We start from the raw sequence: 22,311 nt of genomic DNA on the forward strand, positions 1-22,311 counted from the left end.
CCATTATCATCAGCTATGCAGACAAGCGACTGATGAGTGAACACTAATTAATAGCGGCGCTGAACGATGCTGTCTAATAGTGAGGTTTTTTGCAGATAGGTAAATAATCTCCACAAAACCTGTCCAAATTTTGCCTGCGACTGTCTATAATAATCAGACCCTGATACAGTTGATTGGCGACAACAAAGCACCATTATTGAGTCATCGACTATAAAAACATACGATAAAGGACTATCTGCATGACAGACTTCCATACCGGTCTCGGCAAAAATGCTGCCAACCATCAACCGCTTACTCCTATTGATTTTATCATCCGTAGTGCTCAGGTCTATCCTGACAGAACCGCTATTATCTATGACGACTTAGAACATAATAACCTCACCCAAACGTGGCAACAGACTTATGATCGTTGCAAACAACTGGCGGATGGTCTGCGTAAATTAGGCATCGATAAAAATGATACCGTTGCAGTCATGATGCCGAACACCCCAGCAATGGTCGAATGCGCTTTTGGCGTACCCATGTCAGGTGGCGTGCTTTGTATGCTGAACACCCGCCTCGATATCAACGCCCTGACCTTTTGTCTGCAACACTCAGAAGCCAAAGTATTGATTCTAGACAGCGAGTTTGCTGAACATGCTGAAATGATCGATGAAACCTTTCCAAATCTAATCGTGATTCATGCGACAGATGCGGCGCTCGATATTGAACGTTTTGGACAAATGAGCTACGAGGCATTAATCGCCAGCTCAGACAGTTTGGATAATTGGGAAAAACCATTAGATGAATGGGATGCTATCGCGCTCAACTATACCTCTGGCACGACGGGTAAGCCCAAAGGCGTGGTCTATCATCATCGCGGTGCGACGCTCAATGCTGTCTCCAATATTTTAGATTGGGATATGCCCAAGCACCCTATGTATCTATGGACGCTGCCATTATTTCACTGTAATGGTTGGTGCTTTCCGTGGACGATTGCCGAACGTGCGGGCGTCAACGTCTGCTTGCGTAAGATTGATGCTGATTTGATTTTGCAGCTGATTGCCAAGTATAAAGTCAGTCATTATTGCTCAGCACCCGTGGTGCACAATATGATTGCTGGCGGCAAGTCTGAATATAAAGACGCCATCAATCATGAAGTCAAAGGCTGGGTTGCTGGTGCGCCGCCGTCTGAAACCATGCTTGCTGCCATGGAAGCAATGGGCTTTCATATCTCGCACGTTTACGGTCTTACCGAAGTCTATGGACCGGTTACTGTATGCGCTGAGCAGCAAGAATGGGATGAACTGGATGTCGCTACTCGTGCGAAAAAGAAATCACGTCAGGGCGTAACGTCACATTTGATGACTGGCTTTGAGCTATTTAAACAAGGCACCACGGAGCCAGTTGCGGCAGATGGCGAAGAAATGGGCGAGCTGGCACTGCGCGGTAATATGGTAATGAAAGGTTATCTAAAAAGTCGTAAAGCCACCGAAGAAGCCTTTACTGATGGCTGGTTCCGCACCGGTGATTTAGGGGTCAAATATCCTGACGGCTATATCAAAATTATGGACAGGCTTAAAGATATTATCATCTCAGGCGGTGAAAACATCTCTAGTATCGAAGTCGAAAACATCCTATATAAAATGCCAGAAATCCAAAGCTGTGCGGTCGTCGCCGCGCCGCATGATAAATGGGGCGAAGTACCGGTGGCATTTATCGAGATTCATGAAGGCAGCACTTTACAGCGCGATCATGTGATGGAACATTGCAAGCAGCACCTTGCTGGTTTTAAAGTACCAAAATATATTATCTTTGCTGAAATCCCAAAGACAAGCACTGGTAAAGTGCAGAAGTTTGAGCTGCGTCAAGCGGCCAAATCCTTAGCACATGAAACGCCAAAAGTAACGGCTAGTGCTAAGTAAGTGTTTATCATTAAGCCTTAGTAATACGGAACTATCGTTAATATTAATGAATCATCATTGATAAAAAAGGTCAGCCTAATGAATGTAGGCTGACCTTTTTATTGCGCTAAAAAAACCAAGCTTATTATTAATCAAACAACTAATTAAGCTTTGGCTCCAGCCATTGGTAGACCAGCATACCGATTATCATCGCTGGGATAAAAACATACGCTTGCCATTGTCCTGTGCCGAGCAGCACAATACCAGGACCTGGGCAAATACCCACCAAGCCCCAGCCGATACCGAATAGCATCGCGCCGATTAACAGTTTTTTATTAATCACTGTTTTGCTTGGCATATCTATTGAAGTGCCAATCCAGCTGGTCTGTTGACGCTTAGCTAATTGGACACCAACGATGGCAACTATTAAACCGCCGCCCATCACCAGTGCTAAAGAAATATCCCATGCACCAAAGACGTCCAAAAAGCCCTGTACTTTAACAGGATCAGTCATACCTGAGATTAATAACCCAATACCAAATAGCAGACCTGCCAGTAACCCAATTATATTTTTTAGCATCATTATGTCTCGCACTTCATTCGTGGATATAAGCTTTTATGAATCATATTCAACGTTGTCTTAGCAATGTGTTGTTTAAATTAAGCCCAAGAGATGTCGACCAATATAAACCGTCACAATACCAAATAACATAAAGGTCACTGTTGCCGCCATCGACCGTGGCGACAGTCGCGCATTACCACAAATACCATGTCCGCTGGTACAGCCTGAACCCAAACGCGTCCCAAAACCAACCAATAGCCCTGCACCGATTAATAACGGTATCGAGGTACTGATTTCGATATCAGGTAACGGTCTAAATAAACTATATAATAATGGCGAGAGAATCAGACCTGCAATAAATAATACCTGCCACATCTCGACGCGCTTGGGTTTAAGAAGACTTGAGAAAATACCACTAATACCCGCAATACGACCAATGCCCAACAGCAAGATAACCGTTGCAACGCCTAGCATCAGCCCGCCTACCAAGGAAATTGGCGTAAAAGCTTGCCAGTCTATTTGTATACCCATAATGATTACCTAAGCTGATTTTTTATTAAAAATGGTTTGATATCTTCAATTGAGTTTAACAACGATATCGTACTACTGCTATAAACGATTTTTTATTATTTATATCTTACTACATATTACTCTATATAAATACATTATATTATAAAACATAATGAAAAAGTAAAAAAAATACTGAACATTGCGTCACGCATTGCTCAGTATCTCTTCATTTGATGGCTGACTGGCTTAATAAATATAGTCGTTAATAAACGAGTCAGCCTCTCAAATCATTTTACTAAGACTTCATCAAGCGCTTTTTCAAAACGCTCTACCGCGCCGTCGATATCGGTCAATTTATCCAAACCAAATAGACCTAAACGGAACGTTTTGAAGTTATCAGGCTCACCGACTTTTAGCGGTACGCCAGCAGCGATTTGCAATCCAGCTTCAGCAAAAGCACTGCCTTTATGGATGTCATCACGGTCGGTATAAGATACGACAACGCCTGGTGCTTCAAACCCTTTGGCAGCAACGCTTTCAATACCTTTATCTGCCAGTACCTTACGGACGCGGTTGCCAAGCTCCCATTGTGCATCACACAATTTATCAAAGCCAATCTCTTTTGCTTCCAAGATAGTATCGCGGAATTGACGCAAGCTATCGGTTGGCATAGTCGCATGATAAGCGTGACCGCCGTTTTCGTACGCACGCATGATGGTTAACCATTGCTTTAAATCAAGGCTAAAGCAGTTAGACTCCGTGGTTTCTACCTTTTTGATAGCAGCATCACTGAGCATAACCAGACCTGCACATGGTGTGCTACTCCAGCCTTTTTGCGGCGCACTGATGAGCACATCAATGCCCAATTTTTTCATATCTAACCATACACAACCTGAAGCGATACAGTCAATAACCAATAAACCGCCAACACTATGTACGGCCGCGCTTAATGCTTTGATGTAGTCTTCTGACAATATAATGCCCGACGACGTTTCAACGTGCGGCGCATAAACAACAGCAGATTTGTCTGCTTTAATTTTGGCAACGGCCGTTTCGATATCTACTGGTGCAAATGGTTTTGGCGCTTCCGTATCTTCTGTACGCTCAGCCGTTAGTACCGTAGATGATTTGGCAAATTTGCCTTTTTCTAATATTTGCGTCCAGCGATAGCTAAACCAACCGTTACGGATAATGAGACAATCTTCATCAATGGTCAGCTGACGAGCGACTGCTTCCATGCCGTAGGTACCAGAACCTGGAATAATAACCGCGGCTTCAGCGTTATAGACTGTTTTTAGGTTGCTGAGCAAATCATTCATCACCTCTTGGAAGGCTTTTGACATATGATTAAGGGCGCGGTCGGTATAAACCACTGAATATTCTAATAAGCCGTTTGGATCAATATCTTGACGTAATGCAGTCATGTGACGCTCCTGTCTGTTGTAATATTTTTTAAGTATGAGTGATAACAAAATCTAGATACTGTCTTAGCAAATTTAGGTCAGCTATTATTTTAATCAAACATTTTTTGACCAACGTAATATGATAGCCAGATACGTTTATAGATAGCATTCACTAAGTACGAATATCGATTAATAATTGAGAATATGACGCAGGGTGGACGATGTAGCACTTTATCCTAGCGCTATTGCCGTTGACGGTGGTATCTTTTACGTCGTTGATGTCATCAGATATTGAGTGAAAGCGCATAAGATACGCAAACCATTATCGTTGCTACGCGGTAGTAAGCTGATAACAGTAGTGATTGAAAATGATTGATTGGATAGATAAAAGTTAAATAGTATAAAGACGCTGGTTTTGTAACGAATACCGCTCGAGTATCCTAAAAACAGTCCCTATTCATCAATCAAGCATCATCACTCAATATCGTCATAACAGCTCGATATTAGCACTGATAATGCAGGTTGACAATGCTATGTTTGCGTTAAAACCATACTGATACAATTTCTTATTTTTGATGATAAAAGGCAACTATCAGTGATTCCGATGGGCGTCTTGTAGACCTGATACCACAAAATCGAGTAATTCATTGTCACCTTCGCGTGCCGCCTTACGCATGAGCTTGGAGGGCGCATGGGTCAAGTTTTGCGTTAAGCGCCGCGTTAGCTCAATCATAATATCTTCAGGGTTAGCACTATCGCCATGCAGCTCTGCGATAGACGCCTGCAATAGTTTGTTTACCTGCTCATGAGTACGCGTGCGATATTGCTGAATATCCTTGCCTACTTGGCGTACTTGAAAGCGGCGATCCATCTCAACCACCAATTGACTGACCAACAGCTCAGCATCTACTGCTGCTTGCCGACGTTGTTCGATATTACCGGCTATCACATGTTGTAAGTCATCGACAGAATATAGATAAACGTCGTCTATCCGGCTGACAGTCGAATCAATATCACGCGGCACCGCCAAGTCAATCATCAGCATCGGCTGATAGCGACGGCTTTTCAGTGCCCGCAGCGTCATGGTTTTATCAATCAATATGTCCATGCTACCGCTACAGCTGCTCACAATATCGGCTTCTGCCAATACTTGTGGCAGCTCTTGCAGCGTTCTGACTTCGATCCGGCGATTGGGATTGCGCAGCTCAGCCGCTAACGCTTCTGCGCGTTCAGGATTACGGTTGCAAATAATAACGCGACCGACTCCAAGACCTGCGATATGCGTCGCTACCAAGCGGTTCATCTCGCCAGCGGCTACCACCAGCAAAGTACGACTTGGCAAATCATCAAAGATTTGCGTCACCAGTTTGGCAGCAGCATAGCTAAGTGATACGGCTTGTGCGCCAACTTGGGTCTCATTACGTACTCGTTTTGCCGCTGCAAATACCTGATCAACAATCCAACCTAGCTGATTGCTAAGCGCTTTTTGATCTTGCGCCATATGCACAGCGCGCTTGATTTGCCCAAGTATCTGCGGCTCACCCAATATCATAGAGTCAAGACCTGCAGCTACTCGTAGCCAATGGGTTAAGGCATGCGTATTACGATGGACATACAAATAAGGGTCAATCTCATCCAGTGATAATTGCTTAAAACCTGCAAGCCAAGTTTTAATTTTTAGGATGTGAGCGCTGATGATAGTCGATGAAAGGTTGGCGCTATTGTTAGCCGTCATACTAGACTCTATAACTGAAGTCTCTACAACTGCTGAGGCTGAATTTGGCAATAACGTATGTGGTGATAATATGCTTTCTGGGACCAATGCATAAATCTCTGTCCGGTTGCAGGTGGAGACTATCACGCTACCGTCGCTAAAGCCTTGTAGCTGCGCAAGTGCGATACTGACCTCGTCACCGACAAGCGCCAAGCGCTCTCGTAGAGCGACTGGTGCAGTTTTGTGATTGACCCCAATGACCACTAATCTCATTATTGACAGACCATAAATATGATATTCACTCGCCAACCAAACACCTTTAGCGGTTTTTAAAAAATTAAAATCCCGTTTTTCAAAGACAGCTTTTGACAAGAAATCTTTGAAAAATAGCTTTTAATAGGCAACTTTGAAAGTAAAATAATAAAAAGCGCTTATTATATCATTATTGATAGCTTTATTTAACACTCACCTCTATAAGCCAGCACTTTGTCTGTATCTGGGCGCATGGCTTACAAATCAACTGTAATTACTGGTTTAATATTCTAACATTTGCATATAGGTTTACTTAAAGCTAACAATGTTACCCTTAAATTCGGGTGCTACTATAGTTGATCCACCACTTTTAAAAGAATACAGAACTACTGGGGTTGATTATTCGCAGCCTCTGTCTGCGTAGGCACAGCAAGCAAGAAAAATTAACCCCAGTAGTTATTGATAACATTTGTATTTCTTTTATTTAGGACTGTCAATAGAATAAATTTACACTATTACTGATGCCTAAGTAACACGGCTGCTATTGTGTATCCCTTCATGCTACTCTTATAATGTTTGACATCATTGTTCGTCACAGATATCTGTTTTTAAAACGATTCTAATAAACCCAGCCTTCTATGCTGCAAATCCTTTTACTAGGCATAGAAACAAGGTCAGAATAGGTAAATACTGCACGCTATGGTCTTTTTTGGGTCTTCATTTAGACGACAATCTATGCATAATGCTCAATCTAGCCTTAGTGCTTTGTTGCATGCTCTCATTGATCGGCTATGCCAACGTTATAAGCTAGCGTTTTCGTTGGCGGTTTGTTTGTGCCTAGGATTCCCTGCCCATGCTGACCATGCCATTGTCTCACCAAACATAGCTTTGCCCAAAGTCTCTCCTACTAACATTAGTAGTGCCACCGTTACCAGAACCATTAATGCCTCTAGTCAAGTTATTAACAGTCACACACCAGTGACTAAAAGCATGGCTAATAAAAATTTGATAACTGATGCCTCGATAACCGAAGGTAGTCCGTCATCTGACCTCAATAAAATAAGCAATGAACCAAGCTTGTATGCCTTATTAGATGCAGAATTTTCTGCAAATCGTGATGATACCGAGCGTGCGCTGATTATCTATAAGCAGCAATCATTTAAACAAGACGCCACAGCCGTATTTGAAAGAGCGTTAAGCTTATCATTACGTAATGACAGGGTCGAAGAATCTTTACAATTTGCCAAAGCATGGCAAGATGAAAACCCAGACCATGTGCCGGCTTGGTTTTATGTCGCTCATTTGGCACTGCGAGCGCACGATTATGAGTTGGCAGGCGAAACTCTAAATCGCATCTTGAGCTATGATCCTCGCGCCGACCTTAGCGAAATTCTGATTGGCATTTATCCAAACAGCGATGATGATAAGCGAGAGTTACTCGCCGCTCTGCAACCTATCGCAAGTGAACAAAACGCCTCGCTGTCAGTCTTAAAAGCTGGCTTGCTTTATCAGTTTAATGAACCTGAGATTGCCATCGTTCATATCAATCGAGCAGTTGAGCGCCAGCCGGATTATGTGCCTTTTATTACCTTAAAAGCAGATATCCTGCGCAAAATCGAAACGCCAGAAGCAGTCATTGAGTATCTCAGCCAAGCACGCTTGCGTAATGCTGACAGTAAGAATCTATACTTGTATGAGATTCGCTATTTGCTTGATTTAAAACAGAATGAGCAAGCGTGGCAGCTGTTATTAGACGCTCATCAGCGCTTTGCCGATGATGCTGAGATTACCTTATTAGCGGCGCTGGTTAGCTTAGATATCGAAAAATATACTAGTGCCGATCAATTGCTTAATACGCTTGCCAAAAATCCCGCTTATTTAGATCAATCTTATTATTATCTGGGCATCAGTGCCGAGCGTCAGCAAAACTTTGAACAAGCCAAATACTACCTCAATGCTGTCATGCAAGAGGACTTGGTATTGGAAGCTCGACGAAAAGTGGTCGCATTAGACTTACTCAATAATAATGTTGATGCCGCTATCGCAACGTTAGAAAAGCTGCGTAAAGACTTTAGCGTCTTCGCTCCTGATAGCTTTGTGCTACAAGCGGATATCTTATGGCAACAGAATGAACCTGCAGAAGCCTTACGCCTATTAACTAAGGCTGCTCGTAAATACCCTGATAATGAGATGCTGCTTTTTGCACGCGCCCAGCTCCTTGATGATAAAGAGGACTATATCGTCAAGCGTACCTTACTTAATCACTTGCAAGCGCTTGACCCCAGCAATCCTGCTTATCAGCTGAGTTACGCCCAGTTATTGCTGGCCAATGAGCGTGGTTCTGAGCAAGGATTGACGTTGGCGACAGCGATCATACAAATACGCTACGATGACCCTCGCTATGACAATGAGCTGCACCTGCAAGCTCTCAATGTACTGGCAAGTAATGCGCTGGCAAACGAGAATTATCAGCAAGTGATCGACTATCTGCAAACGCCTTACGATGTGCTCCCTACTTTACGCTCAGGGACATTGCTATTACGCGCTTATCAAGGCTTAGGCGACAATGAAAAAGTTGACGCTTTACTTGCCGACTTGCAGCAGCGCTTCTCATTTGGGCAACACAATATCAATGACCGTATACAATTGTATTAATAACAAACGATATAATTAATAAGCAATGGCATAGTGCTTCTAAGTCCTCGAATACGACATCCTATTATTACAAGTCATGTATAAGAAGCTAACAGCCACGCATAACTGAGTAACAAATAACACTTAAGCTAACCTGCTCTCGAAACAAAAATTTTGCAAATTTGTCCATTTTTGAGGAAACATCATGTCTACCCTGCGATCTTTTTATAAACCTAATAAATTGGCCCTATTTGCCGCTATGACAGCAGCAATGGTAATTACCTCTGGCTGTCAGTCTATGAAGACCGCCAACGCGACCAACCAGCCTAGCACAACCATTCAAGGTCAAAATACTGAGCAACCAAAGAAACTTGAGAGCTTTAATATTACAGGTAAGATTGGTGTTACAACGGCTGCGAGTGATACAACAGGGGCGCAAGGCGGCAGTGCATTTTATGCATGGGGTCAACAGAATGATCGCTTTGCCATTGAACTCATTGGTGCGTTAGGCATTGGTAAAACCAATATCGAATACAATGGTCAATCTGCGACTTTGGTGAGCGAAAAAACCGGTACTTTGAATGCGGCTGACCCTGAAACCCTGCTTAAAAAAGCCACCGGTTGGCAAGCACCTATCTCTCAGATGCCTTACTGGATTTCTGGACGCCCAGCGCCTTCAGACAGCGCACCGCAGCTTGATGCTCAAAACCGTCTAATTAGCTCTGTAAATGGCGAATGGCGTGCCAGCTTCAGCTACAAAAGCAATGATAAATTACCAAATAAGATCAGTGCCGTTCAATCGCAAGGCAACAAAGTTGTCATGACAATCGATCATCAAAAGTAATAGCACCAATAGATTTGATCGCTATTGCAAACAGCCATTTTTATAAATGGCTATTTGCGTTTTAAAATTGCACCTGAGAATTGTGACCATCATTTATGATTAAGAACTCTACTAATTCATCTGTCATCACGCGCTTATCACCAGCAAAGATTAATTTATTTTTGCATATTACCGGTAAGCGCGCTGATGATTATCACAATTTGCAAACGGTGTTTCGCCTGCTCGATTGGGGCGATTATTTGCATTTTTCAGTAGCAGATGAATTAATAATTACTATTGATAGCGTAGCAGACAATAGCGCTGTAGATAATAGTAGCCTGTGTGGTCAGCTGCTTACGCTAAGTGGTGCCGACACCATAACCAGCAGCATAGAGGACAATTTGATCTTTAAAGCGGCTAATGCCTTACTGGCATCTGCCATAAACTCAAATTCGCTACCTAAGAATCTACCGAAAGTGTCAGTGAGGTTAGATAAGCACTTACCGATGGGCGCAGGCTTAGGTGGTGGCTCATCCAATGCTGCGACGACATTATTAGTCTTAAATAAAATATGGCAGATTAATTTTGATCAAGATAGGCTTATAAAAATTGGCGCAAGCATTGGCGCTGATGTGCCGATATTTATTTTTGGACAAGATGCTATTGCGATGGGCATTGGCGAAGAGCTGACAGCGATTGATTTACCTGAGCAACAGTATTTAGTATTGATCCCTAATGCTCACGCTAATACTGCCGAGCTTTTTGCGCACCCCAAGCTACAGCGAGATATCGCCCCGCTATCAATTAAGACCATTCAAAACCAGTCTAATGATTATGTGCAACATTTAAACACGCCTTATCAAAATGTCTTTACGCCAGTGGTGACCAGTCTTGCTCCTGCCGTCAATGAAGCACTACGATATTTGCAAGAGTTAGAGACTCAAGCACTGAGCACAGCAAGAATGACTGGCTCAGGTAGCGCAGTATTTTTGCCTTTGGATGCAGGTGTGATATCTGATAAAGCGCGTTTGGCAAAGTGGATTGAAGAGGCGCCCTGTCCTGCCTATTTAGTTCGTAATTTATGAGTTAGATTTGAGCTATAGTGTGAAAATAAGAGGACTATAAATACAGCGTAAAAAGTTTTATGGATCCAATACCCGTTTTATTTTTGACCTATTTTTTAATAAAAGCTATAAAAAGGCGCAAATGACTTGCAAAATCTGAAAATTTAATTATAATAGGTCGCCTCAATAGGGGTATAGCCAAGTTGGTAAGGCATCAGGTTTTGATCCTGACATCCGTTGGTTCGAGTCCAGCTACCCCTGCCATTTTTAAGCTCAAAGCATTAGATGTGTACTTATTATAAGCAGTTTATAGACAGCCGCTTATCTTATCGACATTGACAATGTTATCCCAGTTTCGGTATAGTTCGCAATGAACACCGTTAGGGAAAAGTTATGTTTTAGACGGTTTTTCCGTTTATCAGATAACGAACAGGTCGTGACGCTATTCTAATAATGACTTTTATTAAAAGTTGCTTTTAGATATCGACGTACACAGCCTAGACATTACAGGGGTATAGCCAAGTTGGTAAGGCATCAGGTTTTGATCCTGACATCCGTTGGTTCGAGTCCAGCTACCCCTGCCATTTTTTACTGTAATAGTAGTCATCAATCTTTTTTACCACTCTTTTCTGAATTTGAGCAGTTTGACACTGCTTAGCGGTCGCTGCTTGAGTCAATCAATAGGACTTCTGTCATGCCTTATTTGGCGATTTTTACGGGCAATGCCCACCCAGAATTAGCAAAAACCGTAGCCGATCATCTCCATATACCTCTTGGTAAAGCTGACATCACGCGTTTTTCTGATGGCGAAATTGCCGTAGAAATCAAAGAGCACGTGCGTGGTAAAGACGTGTTTATCATGCAGCCTACTTGTGCACCGACCAACGACAATTTGATGGAAATCATGATGATGGCAGACGCTTTGCGTCGCTCTAGTGCTGGTCGTATTACAGCAGTCATGCCATATTTTGGTTATGCCCGTCAAGACCGTCGCCCTCGTTCAGCTCGTGTGCCTATCTCTGCTAAAGTCGTCGCTGACATGTTGAACATCGTTAGTATCGATCGTGTGATGACCGTTGATTTGCACTCAGATCAGATTCAAGGTTTCTTTGACATCCCAGTTGATAATATCTACGGCACGCCTGTATTGCTTAACGATCTACAGAAACAAGATTATGACAACATCATGGTTGTCTCTCCTGACGTTGGCGGCGTGGTTCGTGCACGTGCGATGGCTAAGCAGTTGGGCGATACTGACATGGCGATTATCGATAAACGTCGTGCCCGTGCCAATGAGTCGCAAGTGATGCACATTATCGGTGACGTCCGTGACCGTGATTGTGTCATCGTTGATGATATGGTCGATACGGCTGGCACGCTATGTAAAGCTGCCGAAGCACTTAAAGCAAATGGCGCACGCCGCGTAGTGGCTTATATCACGCATCCTGTGTTATCTGGTAATGCGCTTAAGAACATCAGTGAATCAGAATTGGATGAGATTGTCGTTACTGATACGATTCCATTGTCTGATGCTGCCAAAGCTTGCAGCAAGATTCGTCAAGTGAGCATCGCGCCAATGTTGGCTGAAAGCTTACGCCGTATTAATAATGAAGAATCTATCAGCGCGATGTTTGACGCTTAAGAGTTATCGTAGATTGAAAAAAGCGCCAAGTTTCATTACTTGGCGCTTTTTTATTTAATGATGTTAATTAATAGTTTTGAACTGTTGTTCGTATAGGTGTTTTTCATAACGATCTTGCATAAAGGTTTTGCCCAGCTATTTTACGTAGGTCTTTCTTATTATTAGCTAATCACGTATAATGCGCGCCTGTGCTGACCGTTTTTTATGATTTAAAACAGTCAGTATTATTAAAAGTGCTGATCACGTTTAAAATAATGATTTTCTTGATAATGTTTATCATGGCAATCATTAGGTTAAGCACATGGCTATATTTGATTATCGGCGTTTATCACGCACGATAAATACTAGCTATCATCACGTATTAGTGGATTGGTCGCAAATCCACTTTTTTATGACCAGACACTTCATCATTTTTTTATAGGATTACATCCATGACTATTAATCATTTTGCATTAAACGCAGTTGATCGTTCTGCTGAGCTTCAAGGTAAAGGTGCGAGCCGCCGCCTACGTAAGCAGAACCTAGTTCCTGCTATCATCTATGGTGGTGGTGAGCAGCCAACAGCTATCTCTATCAAAATCAATGAGCTAGTAAAATCACTAGAATTTGAAGCGTTTTTCTCACACATCTTGACTTTGAATGTAGATGGCGAAGAGCATCAAGTAGTTATTAAAGACTTGCAACGCCATCCTGCTAAAGGTTTCCCAATGCATGCTGATTTTCAGCGCGTTGTGAAAGGTCAGAAAATCAACATGAATGTTCCTGTTCATTTCTCTGGTCGTGAAGAAGCGCCTGGTACTAAAGCTGGTGGTGTTCTATCAACACTAGTAACTGACATCGAAATCGTTTGCATACCATCACAGTTACCTGAATATCTAGAAATAGATGTATCTGGTATGGAAATTGGCGATTTGTTCCGTCTATCAGACATCACTCTTCCTGAAGGCGTGGTTATTGCTGAGCTTGAATTAGAAGATGGTCATGACCGTACGATCGTGAACATGCAGCCACCAACGGTTGAAGAAGTTGACGAAGCTTCTGAAGTTGATGCCGCTGACGTACCTGCGACTGAGCAAGGTACTGACGAAAGCAAAGACGGCGAGTAATAAACCGGCTTTATATAGCGACTTATTGTTGTCTATATAATGTAAGGTTCGTTCAGTCAAAAAATAGCAGGTGATGAATATCTCCTGCTGTTTTTGTAAGTAAGGTTTGAGAAATCAGACCTGACCACTCATTTATTATAGTCAAGCAGGGTGTTTTTATGGCCATAAAGCTTATAGTCGGTCTTGGTAATCCGGGTCAGGAATATATGTTTACGCGCCATAATGCAGGATTTTGGTTCGTCCTTCATTTGGCTCAGCAGTTTAATATCACTCTCACCCCCGACAAAAAATTCCATGGAGTGACAGGACGCGGGCAGATTCATGGGCATGACGTGCGTCTATTGATGCCGCTGACTTTTATGAATAAATCAGGTCAGTCGGTCGTGCCCATGGTTAAATTTTATGGCATTGATAATGACGAGCTGTTAATCGCCCATGATGAGCTTGATATTCCTGCTGGTAGCATCAAACTCAAAACTGACGGTGGTCATGGCGGTCATAATGGTCTGCGTGACATAACCCCCCATATTGGCAACGACTTCCATCGTCTGCGTGTGGGTATTGGTCATCCGGGTCACAAGTCTAAAGTCAGTGGTCATGTGCTTTCAAAAGCTGCGCCAGATGAGCAGATTGCTATTGATAGTGCATTATCTGCTGCTTTTGACGCCCTGCCTTTGCTATTAGGCGGTGATGTCGAAAAAGCACGTTCGCAAATTAATGGTTTTAAATTACCTGAATGAATGGTGTTTCAATTATAATAGCCTTTTATTTTAGCAAGTTAATCCCCATTAACGTTTTGATTTGACTCATTTATATCCGTTACACTAAGGAAGCAATCTATGCTACTTAATATGCTCAAGTGCAAATTACATCGTGCCCGTGTTACTCATGCCGAACTTCACTATGAAGGCTCATGCGGTATCGACGGTGATTTGTTAGACCTTGCCGGTCTGCGTGAAAACGAATCTATCGACATCTATAATGTCACCAATGGCAAACGTTTTCGCACCTATGCTATTCGCGCTGAAGCTGGCTCTGGTATTATCTCCTTAAACGGTGCAGCGGCTCATATGGCAGACCTAGGCGATATCGTTATCATCTGTGCCTATGCACATTTTGATGAAGTTGAAGCGTCAACGTATCAGCCAAGACTGGTGTATTGCAATGAAGACAATACAGTTAAAGACACCGCAAATATTATTCCAGTACAAGTGGCCTAAGAAAATCATTTAAGAACTTGTTACATAAACTATGAGTAAATACATGGTCACACGGTTGCCATTTCTGTCAAAATCCCATTAAAATACTTGTACTTATATCGAAGCTGAATCCAGATTGTGATTCAGCTTTTTTTTATGCCATTTTTATATGACATAAGCTTGCTCAAAATCCAATATCTGTTTTTTATCTCTAACGAAGGAGTTGTCTAAATGTGGTTGGCAGTTATTGCAATATTGATTGGTCTTGCGATTCTTGTTTGGAGTGCCGATGTCTTCATTGATGCTGCAACAGCATTGGCAAAAAAGTTTAATGCGCCCAGCTTCTTAATTGGCGTTATCATATTAGGAGTAGGCACATCTGCCCCTGAGATGGTCGTGTCTGCATTGGCAGCATTGGAAGGCAGCCCTGAACTCGCACTGGGTAATGCGTATGGCTCTAATATCATCAATATTGCTTTGGTCTTGGGTGCAACGGTACTCATTAGCCCTATTATCATTCATAAAGGAGTCATCAAGCGCGATCTGCCAATACTGGTAGTCATCACTGCATTGGCAGCGTGGCAGCTCCGTGACGGGCTATTAAGCCTAACTGATGGTCTGGTACTATTGGCAACATTGGTCATTGTGTTGGGAATTCAGATCATTCTTAGTTTACGTGAAAGCAAATCAAATGATGAAGAGGCTACTACAGAAAATTTGAGCGGTACAGAGGACAACCATCCTAGCTTGATGCGCGGTTTAGGCAGTTTAGTCATTGGCTTATCAATGCTGGTAGCAAGCTCGCAAGCCATCGTCTGGGGGGCCGTTGAGCTGGCAACGTTTTGGGGATTGAGCGAGCTGATTATCGGTCTGACCATTGTTGCTATTGGAACCTCGCTGCCTGAATTGGTCGCAAGCTTATCAGCCGCGCGTAAAGGTGAGCACGACATGGCACTGGGTAATATTATCGGCTCTAATATATTTAACACCTTGGGCGTCGTTGGTCTCGCAGCCCTTATAGCGCCAATCACAGTCAGTCCAATTATCTTATCACGTGATATATTGGCGATGGGTCTGGTCACGCTCTTACTGGTAGCTATGGCGGTTTTTGCCTTTATGAGTAAGCGTCCGTTCGGTCGCGCTTCTGGCTCGACTTTGGTCTTATTTTTTGTCGGCTATACTTTATGGCTGATGCAAACAGCCAACATGTAAGGTTTAAAGTATGTTGACAGACTATGGCAATGATAATGCGGTTTATTTTCCTCGCTTGCGGTTTCTAATCACTCGCCATAGTCCTTCATTTTCTGTTTTTAGCATTTTTAAGGTAATGGTATTCGATAGCATATCTTGCACTGCGAGACCACGTGAGTTGAATAGGCAAAAAGCATAATTAAAAACAAAGCCCAGAAAGACACTGGTCAATAAAATAGCACGCGAGCCACCGATGACACTACCAATGAGACCAAATATAAGTGGCATGATACTGGCTGCTAGAACACGCTTAAAGGATTGCCCCCACGTGAGCAGATGACCGTTGTTATTAACGGTTTTAAGCCGCCAAGTCTGCATACCTAATGTCTGCCCACCACGACGCCAGAACAACCCATAAAACCCTACCAACGTCAGGATAAAAGAGGGTGTCATAATAACGTTTTGATACCATGTTGGCAGTGATTGAGCTTGTGACGACTCGCTACCCGTCTCCATCGTCAACAAGGTGCCAATCACCGTCAGCACCGTCCCTACCAAAAATAATAATGCTAAAATCAGCATACCATCATAAAGAATCGCTGCCATGCGGGTGCTGGGTTTAGCAATCGCTAGCTCTTCAACCTCAGAGGTATGAGGTGCAGATTTTTTGGCTTTAGCAGCGGATTTAGACGGGCGTTTAGATAAACTCTTTGACATGGTACCAGCTCATAGCAAGCAATGAATAATAGCGCTATTGTACCGTAATTCAGGCACTTATCGTACACTATACTCAGGATAGTCGATTGGATATGAAGAAATCGCAGACGTAAAAAAACCGCCAAATTGTCATAAGACAGGCGATTGATTTAGTAAATAGGCGATGATGTAAAATGGTGCGCTTGGAGAGATTCGAACTCCCGACCCCTTAGTTCGTAGCCAAGTGCTCTATCCAACTGAGCTACAAGCGCGTACTTTACACATCATTTACTGCTTTGTTAATAACAATTACAGTAAATTAGGTTGGTCATTATATAGATAATTTCGCTTGTGTCAACACCTTTTTTCGTTAAAATCAAATTAATTTTTGTTTTAACAAAACAGAAGATAATTAACGCTGTTTTCGCTTGATTACTCTAATAACAACGAATAAATGGCGGTGAAGGAGGGATTCGAACCCTCGATACGCTTACACGTATGGTTCCTTAGCAGGGAACTGGTTTCAGCCACTCACCCACTTCACCTAACGATTTAAGACACTTATCAAAGTATTTTTAATAAAAATACCTCTTTAAACATAGTATTGATGCTAACAATACGTCTTATGCCGTGGGCGAGTATTATAGCAAAGCCAAAACGAATTGCAAGCATTGTCTGTCCTTTTAATCATGCTTTTTGCATAATTATCGATTTATCGGTCTTTATGGCTTTTTTGGCAGTAGATGGCTATAGTATTTACCACTTATTATAAAAGATATCAAAGGATGTGTTATGCGACCAGTCGTATTGTGCTTTTCAGGCTTAGACCCCTCAGGTGGTGCTGGATTACAAGCGGATATAGAAGCCATCGGTCAAGCAGGCGCTCATGCTGCTATCGCTTGTACGGCTATTACCATACAAAACTCGCAACAGGTATTTGGCTTTGATGCGTGCGCGGCAAATTTAGTTAAAGATCAAGCCAGCGCTGTACTTAATGACTTGTCTGTCAGTGTCATTAAGTCAGGTATGCTTGGTACGACTGATAATATCACTATGCTCACCCAGTTATTTGCTGACGAGATTATTGTTAAGGGTACTCCTTTTGTATTGGACCCAGTATTGGTCGCCAACAGTGGTGGTAGCTTAGGCGATGAGCAGACGCTAGTCGCCGCCTTTAGACAGCTGCTACCCTATGCCACCTTGATTACCCCTAACACTCATGAGCTGCGCGCCTTGAGTGCTGAACAAGACTTACATATAGGTGCTCAGAAGTTATGTGCACAAGGCACTCATGCAGTACTGGTCAAAACCTCACACGACTTCGATAGCGGTGATATTGAGCAGTATTTATACATAAAAGGCGAGATGGTACATAAAAGTATCTTGCCACGCCTAAAAGGCGAATTTCACGGCTCTGGCTGTTCACTAGCGAGCTTTATCGCTGGGCGCTTAGCGATGGGTGATGCGCTTATCGAGGCAGTAAAAGCGGCGGATAGCTGGATTACCAAAACGCTGCGTGCCGCTGATGCACCGCACCCTGAGGATGCTAAAGCGCAATTGATACCCAACCGCTTTATGCGCTTTTAGCACTTAGTATTTATCATATAATTTTATCTAAATAACGAACATAAAAAAGGCACTCTATCTTGTATAGAGCGCCTTTTTTATTTGAAATTTTATTATCCCGAAAATCTTTTTAACTTAACTGGCTTAACCTAACATCGGCATAAAGCTTGATGCCAAACCACCGATAAAAATTTCGAGTAGGTAAAAGGCGAAAAAGGCAATCATCGGTGATAGGTCAATCATCCCTAAGTTTGGCGTAATACGACGAAACGGTGCCAAAATAGGTTCTGCTAAATTTACAATAATACCGATAAGCGGATGCTGAGACTGTGTAAAAACCACAATCCAGCTAACGATGATAGAACCTATCACCAAGTAGCGGCACATGCGTAAAAAGTCTAAAACCAAGCTGATAGTACCGGTAAAAAACAATGGGACTGGCGCAATACCCTTATGTGTTAATGCTGCTTTTCCTGCGATATCAATCAGACGAATCAAAAACATCAGGACGATGGCAGCGATACTAATACGACCTTGTGCAACGGTTGGAAAAATACGTCCAAAGACATCGACGATATGGGTCGCTTTATAGGCAGGCGCAATCATAGGATTGCTGGCATCCATCCCTGCAAACTGTAGCATAAAACGAATAAACACCAACATCATGGCGAAGGTGGTGACCAAATCAAAAATTTGCAATAACATGTTGTTCATGAAGCGCTACTCAATGTGACATTATTAACAGGTTTGAGGATGACGAATGTCATTATCAGGCATTTATTATAACCAGTCAGAGGCCGCATTTTATAAAATACTACCTCTATTATAAAGATGATTATTTGCTCATCTCTTCACTCAAGGCTTGGCTGCGATCATAGCACGCTTGCATGGCTTCACCAATTTGACGACCAATGTCATTGGCTTGCATTGATTCAATGGCGGCTTGGGTTGTGCCGTTTGGTGAGGTCACTTTACGACGTAGCTCGCTTGGCGCATCTTCGCTACCCATTGCCATTTTTGCCGCGCCCAACATGGTTTGCATAGCGAGCGCTGAAGCCTGCTCTTTATCCAAACCTAAAGCCACTGCCCCATCAACCATAGCTTCAATAAAGTAAAACATATACGCTGGTGCTGACCCTGATACGGCGGTTACCGCATGCATATGTTCTTCATTATCGACCCACATGACCAATCCTGATGCTTCCATGACCGCCGTTGCCAATTGCTTCTGTTCAGCAGAAATATTATCAGTACCGTACAGACCCGTTGCGCCCATTTGAATCATCGCAGGTGTATTTGGCATCGCGCGGACGATATTGTCATACCCACCCAACATGTCAGATAAAAGCTCAGTCGACAAACCTGCTGCCACTGAAATCACCAGCTGTTTGTCTAAGATATCCGAAAAGCTACTGACTACCGCTTTCATCACTTGCGGTTTGACTGCCAGCACCACAATGTCAGCATCGATAACGGCAGCTTTTGCATCAGCAGTTGGATCAACTGTGTTCAATCCTTTAGCAGCCAATTGCTCGCGCGCCTCACTACTAGGATCAGCAACGGTAATTAAACTCGGTTTGACACCGCAGCTAACAAGCCCACTAATCAAAGCCTGCGCCATATTTCCGCCGCCGATAAAGCTGATTTTCTTATTATCTAATACTGACATACATGTCTCCTATTCAAAAAACCAAAGGTATTCAAACTAACATAATGATAGGTAAAATGACACTCAGTTTACCATACTGCTACTGGCGCTGTTCGGGAAATTCAAAGGCTAACTAATAGTACTACCGTTTAATTGAGATACTAAATTAACATCGAATATCACACAGCTTACCTGTTAGATTAAAAAGTCGTTTATGTAGAGTGGTACAGGGGAAAAACATGTTTTGCATTCGTAAAGCTCATTCAAAAGATTTTGCGGATATTGCTCATATCCATTGCAAAAGTTGGCATGACGCCTACTTGAATCTGCTACCTAAGTCTTATATCAACAATAAAAACAATCTTATTGAAAAAACAAAAATGTGGCAGGAAGTGATCACTCATCCGGATGTCATCATTTGGATAGCCTATGATGCTAATCATAAGAGCCTGGGATTTATTGGATATTTTACTAAAAATAATAGCTATGAAATCACGACTTTATATGTTTTATCAGAATATCATGGGCTAGGTATAGGCAGTAAATTGATGAAAAGGTCATTACAAGCCATATTGAGTTTTAATATCAATGCAAATTTTTATTTATGGGTATTAGAGGATAACGCGTCTGCTATTCATTTTTATAAAAAATTTGGCTTTGTCTATGATGGCGAAAAGAGTGAAGAGCACTATAAAGATATACAAATAGTAGATATCAAAATGATCAAAAAAAATGAAGATCTACCCTACTCAAGGCTTTGAGTAACAAACATCAAAACGAGCTAGGTACGGTTAAACAGCTGCTAATAGCACTTTCTATATAATGAGGATTGCTTTCTAACAACTTATCAGAAGCTAACACCCAGTTTTCAAGAGGTGATAATAATAAAATAGGTTGTTCTATCGGGCAATCGTTCTCTAAAAGCTCGTTTTCACTACTTTCTTTATTTATCAAAGTCACGCTAACGACTACCAAACTCTCACGCATCCATGATGGAATACCTAAGGTTTGATAGAGCTTTTTGCCCGATTGTGGACGCGACGCCAATGCGGTTTGCACACGCTGATTGCGATCTAATGGCGCAAAGGTAATCCTAAGCTTATCTTTATCGCTTTCTACTTTATAGCTTTCTAATAGTGGCATTACTTCATTTGGCAGAATCTGTAATTGCCAAGTGAATTTATCATCATTGCGTAGATTAATTGGAACGGGTTGTCTTCCAGTTGTATGAATATCTGCCCCGATAAGATTAGACTCAGTATGAGTAAACAAGCTCTGCGTCTGTTCGGCAAGCGGCAACTCTAACCATTTGAGCCAGTCGCTACTTAGACGATAAAGCTGCTGACGATAACGGCGAATAGTATATGACTGTTTGCGTCCTTGCCAAAACAGTTCCGTTTGATGATCATGATCATGACGCTGGCTTAAGCTCAATACATCATCGACAAGCTGCTTAGCAGGAGGTAATGGCTCATCTTGACCAAGCCAATAATGCAATAGTTGTCGTTGGCGATAAAGTGGTAGTTTTTGTAGTTCATCTATATTTAGCACACGCTGGGCAGATGGTAGCTGTAATGATATTACCTCTGTCTGCTTTAAATCCTCTGCCGCTTGTGCCTTAACCGTTAATTGCGCATCGCTTAGTAGCTGCGCGCTACGCGCTATGTTATCAATAACGTTAGGATTGTATTTTGCCAATACTGGCATGATGTCACGGCGCAGTCCACTACGGACGTTATCACCGCCGTCATTGGTGGGATCATCGATATAAGGCAGCTTTAGGCGCTTAGCATATGAGCTAATACTGGCGCGCTGTACAATGAGCCAAGGTCGCCATACTATGATGCGATGCGCGTCCTGCGTTTGTACACGCCACGGATGCATACCCGACAGACCATTTACTCCTGCGCCTTGAATCAACCGCATCAACACAGTTTCAGCTTGGTCATCAGCATGATGGGCTAATAGTAATACATCATCTTGATTGAGTTGCGCACGCATCACATCATAACGTGCTTGGCGTGCGGCTTGCTCATCATGTCCATTTACGTGTGCCTGCAAAATAGTGCATGGTATCTTTTGAGCCTTTGCCCAGTTAGCAACATGCGCAGCCCAAATAGCGCTATCCGCTTGCAAGCCATGGTTGACATGCAATAGTTGCGGCAAAAATGGCAGTCGACCTTGCTGATAGAGTTGCACACATAGCGCTGCCAGTGCCAATGAATCACGCCCACCACTACAGGCCAGCCAAATTCGCCGACCCTGTAGCTGCTCGCCATACTCAGCCATACTGGTCAATAATGCCTTTGCCAAATTATCGTCAATCGGCAGTTCAGCTATTGGCTCAATAGGATGTGGTAGGATTGCACTGCTGCTCATCATTGACCTTATCTCATTAGTTAGTATATGAATTAATTG

19 protein-coding genes and 4 tRNA genes are annotated in these 22,311 nt (G+C 42.7%); 13 read left to right on the forward strand and 10 right to left on the reverse strand.

The window, feature by feature from the left end; translation table 11 throughout:
• Positions 1–239: 239 nt before the first annotated feature.
• Positions 240–1,904, forward strand: coding sequence for an AMP-binding protein (locus VLA57_RS06670; RefSeq protein WP_333954674.1), 1,665 nt, complete (start codon positions 240–242; stop codon positions 1,902–1,904).
• A gap of 139 nt (positions 1,905–2,043) precedes the next feature.
• Here VLA57_RS06670 and VLA57_RS06675 read toward each other — a convergent pair whose 3' ends face one another.
• From VLA57_RS06675 to hemA, 4 genes are all read right to left on the reverse strand, one after another.
• Entirely contained in the window at positions 2,044–2,466 is a 423-nt protein-coding gene (locus tag VLA57_RS06675) for a DUF6691 family protein (RefSeq protein WP_333954676.1), read from the reverse strand.
• A 72-nt stretch (positions 2,467–2,538) separates the two neighbouring features.
• Positions 2,539–2,976, reverse strand: a complete 438-nt coding sequence (locus tag VLA57_RS06680) for a YeeE/YedE family protein (protein WP_011512564.1) — start codon at positions 2,974–2,976, stop codon at positions 2,539–2,541.
• Positions 2,977–3,242: 266 nt separating this feature from the next.
• Positions 3,243–4,379: an aminotransferase class V-fold PLP-dependent enzyme gene (locus tag VLA57_RS06685; RefSeq protein WP_333954677.1), complete on the reverse strand. Its 1,137-nt coding sequence runs from the start codon at positions 4,377–4,379 to the stop codon at positions 3,243–3,245.
• Positions 4,380–4,950: 571 nt separating this feature from the next.
• Positions 4,951–6,345: a glutamyl-tRNA reductase gene (hemA, locus tag VLA57_RS06690; RefSeq protein ID WP_011512562.1), complete on the reverse strand. Its 1,395-nt coding sequence runs from the start codon at positions 6,343–6,345 to the stop codon at positions 4,951–4,953.
• A gap of 714 nt (positions 6,346–7,059) precedes the next feature.
• Here hemA and VLA57_RS06700 point away from each other — a divergent pair.
• From VLA57_RS06700 to VLA57_RS06745, 10 genes are all read left to right on the forward strand, one after another.
• Positions 7,060–8,979, forward strand: coding sequence for a tetratricopeptide repeat protein (locus tag VLA57_RS06700; RefSeq protein WP_105575682.1), 1,920 nt, complete (start codon positions 7,060–7,062; stop codon positions 8,977–8,979).
• 184 nt (positions 8,980–9,163) lie between these two features.
• Positions 9,164–9,802 carry a lipoprotein insertase outer membrane protein LolB gene (gene lolB / locus VLA57_RS06705; protein ID WP_333954680.1) on the forward strand — a complete coding sequence of 213 codons (639 nt, stop codon included), beginning with the start codon at positions 9,164–9,166 and terminating at the stop codon, positions 9,800–9,802.
• Positions 9,803–9,897: 95 nt separating this feature from the next.
• A complete protein-coding gene (gene ispE / locus VLA57_RS06710) occupies positions 9,898–10,866 on the forward strand; it encodes a 4-(cytidine 5'-diphospho)-2-C-methyl-D-erythritol kinase (RefSeq protein ID WP_333954681.1) in 969 nt (322 codons plus the stop codon).
• A gap of 167 nt (positions 10,867–11,033) precedes the next feature.
• A tRNA-Gln gene (locus tag VLA57_RS06715) sits at positions 11,034–11,109 on the forward strand.
• A 244-nt stretch (positions 11,110–11,353) separates the two neighbouring features.
• Positions 11,354–11,429, forward strand: a tRNA-Gln gene (locus VLA57_RS06720).
• 110 nt (positions 11,430–11,539) lie between these two features.
• The gene (locus VLA57_RS06725; RefSeq protein WP_011512558.1) at positions 11,540–12,487 is read left to right on the forward strand and encodes a ribose-phosphate pyrophosphokinase; all 948 of its coding nucleotides are present in this window, start codon (positions 11,540–11,542) and stop codon (positions 12,485–12,487) included.
• Positions 12,488–12,918: 431 nt separating this feature from the next.
• A complete protein-coding gene (locus VLA57_RS06730) occupies positions 12,919–13,593 on the forward strand; it encodes a 50S ribosomal protein L25/general stress protein Ctc (protein ID WP_020442553.1) in 675 nt (224 codons plus the stop codon).
• Positions 13,594–13,751: 158 nt separating this feature from the next.
• Positions 13,752–14,333, forward strand: coding sequence for an aminoacyl-tRNA hydrolase (gene pth, locus VLA57_RS06735; RefSeq protein ID WP_333954682.1), 582 nt, complete (start codon positions 13,752–13,754; stop codon positions 14,331–14,333).
• A 99-nt stretch (positions 14,334–14,432) separates the two neighbouring features.
• Positions 14,433–14,813, forward strand: coding sequence for an aspartate 1-decarboxylase (panD, locus tag VLA57_RS06740; RefSeq protein WP_011279481.1), 381 nt, complete (start codon positions 14,433–14,435; stop codon positions 14,811–14,813).
• A 210-nt stretch (positions 14,814–15,023) separates the two neighbouring features.
• Positions 15,024–16,004, forward strand: coding sequence for a calcium/sodium antiporter (locus VLA57_RS06745; protein WP_333954683.1), 981 nt, complete (start codon positions 15,024–15,026; stop codon positions 16,002–16,004).
• Positions 16,005–16,046: 42 nt separating this feature from the next.
• On the opposite strand, the gene VLA57_RS06750 is transcribed toward VLA57_RS06745, so the two are convergent.
• From VLA57_RS06750 to VLA57_RS06760, 3 genes are all read right to left on the reverse strand, one after another.
• Positions 16,047–16,700: an RDD family protein gene (locus VLA57_RS06750; protein WP_333954684.1), complete on the reverse strand. Its 654-nt coding sequence runs from the start codon at positions 16,698–16,700 to the stop codon at positions 16,047–16,049.
• 174 nt (positions 16,701–16,874) lie between these two features.
• Positions 16,875–16,951: transfer RNA gene (locus VLA57_RS06755), tRNA-Arg, on the reverse strand.
• Between the two features lie 183 nt (positions 16,952–17,134).
• Positions 17,135–17,224, reverse strand: a tRNA-Ser gene (locus VLA57_RS06760).
• A 247-nt stretch (positions 17,225–17,471) separates the two neighbouring features.
• Between VLA57_RS06760 and VLA57_RS06765 the strand changes: the two genes are divergently transcribed.
• The gene (locus VLA57_RS06765; RefSeq protein WP_333954685.1) at positions 17,472–18,266 is read left to right on the forward strand and encodes a hydroxymethylpyrimidine/phosphomethylpyrimidine kinase; all 795 of its coding nucleotides are present in this window, start codon (positions 17,472–17,474) and stop codon (positions 18,264–18,266) included.
• Positions 18,267–18,389: 123 nt separating this feature from the next.
• Here the strand turns inward: VLA57_RS06765 and VLA57_RS06770 are convergent, their stop codons facing one another.
• Positions 18,390–18,959, reverse strand: coding sequence for a YggT family protein (locus VLA57_RS06770; protein WP_011512552.1), 570 nt, complete (start codon positions 18,957–18,959; stop codon positions 18,390–18,392).
• Between the two features lie 121 nt (positions 18,960–19,080).
• Positions 19,081–19,914, reverse strand: coding sequence for a pyrroline-5-carboxylate reductase (gene proC, locus VLA57_RS06775; RefSeq protein WP_333954686.1), 834 nt, complete (start codon positions 19,912–19,914; stop codon positions 19,081–19,083).
• Positions 19,915–20,132: 218 nt separating this feature from the next.
• Here proC and VLA57_RS06780 point away from each other — a divergent pair, with 218 nt between their 5' ends.
• On the forward strand, positions 20,133–20,654 hold the full coding sequence (locus tag VLA57_RS06780) for a GNAT family N-acetyltransferase (RefSeq protein ID WP_333954687.1): 522 nt from the start codon (positions 20,133–20,135) through the stop codon (positions 20,652–20,654).
• Between the two features lie 10 nt (positions 20,655–20,664).
• Here the strand turns inward: VLA57_RS06780 and tilS are convergent, their stop codons facing one another.
• Positions 20,665–22,272: a tRNA lysidine(34) synthetase TilS gene (gene tilS, locus VLA57_RS06785; protein ID WP_011512549.1), complete on the reverse strand. Its 1,608-nt coding sequence runs from the start codon at positions 22,270–22,272 to the stop codon at positions 20,665–20,667.
• Positions 22,273–22,311 lie beyond the last annotated feature (39 nt).

The organism is Psychrobacter sp. S4(2024), from assembly GCF_036861305.1.
Taxonomy (GTDB): Bacteria; Pseudomonadota; Gammaproteobacteria; order Pseudomonadales; family Moraxellaceae; genus Psychrobacter; species Psychrobacter cryohalolentis.

Excerpts from the sequence above, each read along its gene's own strand:
- VLA57_RS06670 (WP_333954674.1), top strand. The coding sequence starts at position 240 with ATGACAGACTTCCATACCGGTCTCGGCAAAAATGCTGCCAACCATCAA.
- VLA57_RS06675 (WP_333954676.1), bottom strand. The coding sequence starts at position 2,466 with ATGATGCTAAAAAATATAATTGGGTTACTGGCAGGTCTGCTATTTGGT.
- VLA57_RS06680 (WP_011512564.1), bottom strand. The coding sequence starts at position 2,976 with ATGGGTATACAAATAGACTGGCAAGCTTTTACGCCAATTTCCTTGGTA.
- VLA57_RS06685 (WP_333954677.1), bottom strand. The coding sequence starts at position 4,379 with ATGACTGCATTACGTCAAGATATTGATCCAAACGGCTTATTAGAATAT.
- hemA (WP_011512562.1), bottom strand. The coding sequence starts at position 6,345 with ATGAGATTAGTGGTCATTGGGGTCAATCACAAAACTGCACCAGTCGCT.
- VLA57_RS06700 (WP_105575682.1), top strand. The coding sequence starts at position 7,060 with ATGCATAATGCTCAATCTAGCCTTAGTGCTTTGTTGCATGCTCTCATT.
- lolB (WP_333954680.1), top strand. The coding sequence starts at position 9,164 with ATGTCTACCCTGCGATCTTTTTATAAACCTAATAAATTGGCCCTATTT.
- ispE (WP_333954681.1), top strand. The coding sequence starts at position 9,898 with ATGATTAAGAACTCTACTAATTCATCTGTCATCACGCGCTTATCACCA.
- VLA57_RS06725 (WP_011512558.1), top strand. The coding sequence starts at position 11,540 with ATGCCTTATTTGGCGATTTTTACGGGCAATGCCCACCCAGAATTAGCA.
- VLA57_RS06730 (WP_020442553.1), top strand. The coding sequence starts at position 12,919 with ATGACTATTAATCATTTTGCATTAAACGCAGTTGATCGTTCTGCTGAG.
- pth (WP_333954682.1), top strand. The coding sequence starts at position 13,752 with ATGGCCATAAAGCTTATAGTCGGTCTTGGTAATCCGGGTCAGGAATAT.
- panD (WP_011279481.1), top strand. The coding sequence starts at position 14,433 with ATGCTACTTAATATGCTCAAGTGCAAATTACATCGTGCCCGTGTTACT.
- VLA57_RS06745 (WP_333954683.1), top strand. The coding sequence starts at position 15,024 with ATGTGGTTGGCAGTTATTGCAATATTGATTGGTCTTGCGATTCTTGTT.
- VLA57_RS06750 (WP_333954684.1), bottom strand. The coding sequence starts at position 16,700 with ATGTCAAAGAGTTTATCTAAACGCCCGTCTAAATCCGCTGCTAAAGCC.
- VLA57_RS06765 (WP_333954685.1), top strand. The coding sequence starts at position 17,472 with ATGCGACCAGTCGTATTGTGCTTTTCAGGCTTAGACCCCTCAGGTGGT.
- VLA57_RS06770 (WP_011512552.1), bottom strand. The coding sequence starts at position 18,959 with ATGAACAACATGTTATTGCAAATTTTTGATTTGGTCACCACCTTCGCC.
- proC (WP_333954686.1), bottom strand. The coding sequence starts at position 19,914 with ATGTCAGTATTAGATAATAAGAAAATCAGCTTTATCGGCGGCGGAAAT.
- VLA57_RS06780 (WP_333954687.1), top strand. The coding sequence starts at position 20,133 with ATGTTTTGCATTCGTAAAGCTCATTCAAAAGATTTTGCGGATATTGCT.
- tilS (WP_011512549.1), bottom strand. The coding sequence starts at position 22,272 with ATGAGCAGCAGTGCAATCCTACCACATCCTATTGAGCCAATAGCTGAA.